Raw genomic sequence first — 2,504 nt, 5'->3', positions numbered from 1 at the left:
CCTGTCGGAGTGCTGTTTATGTAAGGGGGGGCGAATTCCTCCCCATACATAAATGACAGGGGTTTCCATTCGCCCCCTTACCAACCCCTAATTTTCGATGATTCAACCCCAGCCCATTCAAAAAATCCTCTTTGGTAGCCCAGGCACCGGGAAAAGTTATCAGATTCGGACAATTGCCACCGAACAGCTTGGCATCGCCTATGATGAGGAAAGCAAACTCCTGAAAAATACCATTAAAACGGTCTTTCACCCAGAGTACACCTACCCGGATTTCATGGGCAAGCTGTTGCCACTCACCCAAGGTAACTCGGTAATCTACAAATTTTATCCCGGGCATTTTCTGCGATCGCTAGGCATGGCATATCAGTCATTAATCGACGGAAAAGACGAGCATTGTTTGCTGGTAATTGACGAATTGAATCGCGGAAACGCTGCCGCTATTTTCGGCACCGCCTTTCAATTACTCGACCGCGAAAGCGATAACTGGTCTACCTACCATATCGACATTTCAGAAATGGAATTAGTCGGATTGCTCACCTCCATGAAATACAAACCCACCGTGCAACCCGACGGAAAACTGATGGTGGAAGATGCCGGGTTGGAGAGATTTTGCGACGACATGGATCGCCAACTCGAAAGAAACGGAAATACCAACGGCCAACGAGTGTTATCGATGCTCAAAAATCGAAAAATTAGTATGCCTTGTAATTTATCGATTATTGCCACCATTAACACCTCAGATGAATCCATCTATTATCTCGACAGTGCCTTTAAACGGCGCTGGGATTGGGAATACGTGGAATCCCCCAGCGGGAAAAATGCCAAAGACACCCTACCCGATGAAATTGCTGCAGCCAAATTAAAGATTGATGATGAACAAGCGTTACAGTGGCATCTTTGTGTAATTGGCTTGAATGAATTGATTAAATCCCAGTACCAAACAGTGCGCCGAATTGAAGACAAACAAATTGGCTGGTGGTTTATCAAACCGGAAAATGGCGAAATTACCCTACAGAAAGTTAAGGATAAAGTGATGTTCTATCTCTGGGATAGCGTATTTGTACGAGACAAACGACCGCTAGAAAAAATCCTATCCACCGCCACCGATGACGAACCAAAGCTAATTACTTATGCGGATTTTGTCGAACATACCGCAGCACTGATGACCTATACAGAAAAACAAGGTCGCCAACGCTCTCCTAACTTATAAAATCCTTAGCAATAGAAGGTTTTATAGAGGATTACATGTCAGCAAAATTGAGGTACAAAAATGATTGATTTCCACGATATTCAAATTGATGTTAATGAGAAATATTCTTTTGTCGGGATAGAAAGGCGCAATGGCACCCTGCGGTTTTGCTTGCCCAAAGGCTTCAATCCGACTGATAAATCCTTGCAAACCTTTGATGCGAAACGGGACTGGTTTTTCCGGTTTTATCAAATCTTCGAGCGCTTCAAAGAAATTTGTATTGAGAAAGGCTATCTCGATGAGAACGATCGAACGAGAACAGCGGATCGTGATGGAGTCATTAGAATTCTTCAGGGTTCAGAAATTAGCACGGATGATGACGAAGAAGAAAATTTGTTTTACTCCAAGCTAGATTTGCTCAAGGGCATCTTGAATGCTTATGATGAACCAAAAATTTTAAGTTTAGGTTATCGCCTGGGCAAATCAGAAGTTCTCGATTACAGTCAGTTTCATCGATTCCTGCATCGCGCGGTTTTTCTCCCCAATGGAACCGCTTATATCGATTACATGAACCTACCGCGTCAGCACGTTCAGTTTGAATCCACCGATATTGTGGCCATGTACTGCTATTTGCTCTGCGAAATTAAACAGCAGCTCAACCAATATGTAAGGGCTGAAATCCGAGCTTTAGCCGAGCGCTTTTCGCACAATTATATCGGAGGACAGTACAGTTTATTTCAAGAACAATACTACAAATTTGTGATAGATATTTTAAAGGATGCTCTAGAGATTATCCATCGCAATACTCCGCTCAAAGATGCCGATTATTGGGATTTTTATGAAGCCATAGAATTATTTTTGTATGGCGAATTGCATCATAAAAATGAGGGGGAAGTCTGGGGAATTAAAAATTTCCATAGCGTTTGGGAATCAATGTGCTTAACTTATTTAGCCAAAACCCACAATCCCCGTAATCTCCTTTATTTAGACACTCAACTGCTTTCTGATAGCGTCCTTCAAGAGTGGAATAGTACATCAAAACCAATTGATTTATCAAATACGTTTCAGGTCAATGGGCAAAAATTAATACCCGATGCAGTTGTCTTTGATTTCTTTAGCCATACAGAAAAATATTGGATCGCTCGAAGTAGCTGGGATGATTATGGTTCTCGAATTTCTTTTTTGTTTCAGGACGACGATAAATTTTACACCAAAAAAGTAATTTCTACTAAACAAAAATCTGGAAGTAAGAATTTGTTTACTAATTGTATTACACATTCACTAGACTTGCTGGAAATATTTTATCAAAAATCTC

Annotated in this window: 1 protein-coding gene and 1 pseudogene; both read left to right on the top strand. The window is 41.3% G+C overall.

Features of this window, described 5'->3' with window-relative positions; all coding sequences use genetic code 11:
- Nucleotides 1-97: 97 nt before the first annotated feature.
- Nucleotides 98-1,210 (top strand): restriction endonuclease, encoded by a 1,113-nt coding sequence (locus LKK83_RS07120; RefSeq protein WP_324630304.1) that lies wholly within the window; start codon nt 98-100, stop codon nt 1,208-1,210.
- 60 nt (nt 1,211-1,270) lie between these two features.
- Nucleotides 1,271-2,504 (top strand): annotated as a pseudogene (locus LKK83_RS07115) (hypothetical protein); the annotation flags it as partial.

The organism is Phormidium sp. CCY1219, from assembly GCF_035615515.1.
Lineage (GTDB): Bacteria > Cyanobacteriota > Cyanobacteriia > Cyanobacteriales > Laspinemataceae > CCY1219.
The sequence above is the reverse complement of the archived record's forward strand: the minus strand, read 5'-3'. Positions and strand labels throughout refer to the sequence as shown.

What these genes read in the sequence shown, in the direction of transcription:
- LKK83_RS07120 (WP_324630304.1), top strand. Translation starts at nt 98, where the DNA reads ATGATTCAACCCCAGCCCATTCAAAAAATCCTCTTTGGTAGCCCAGGC.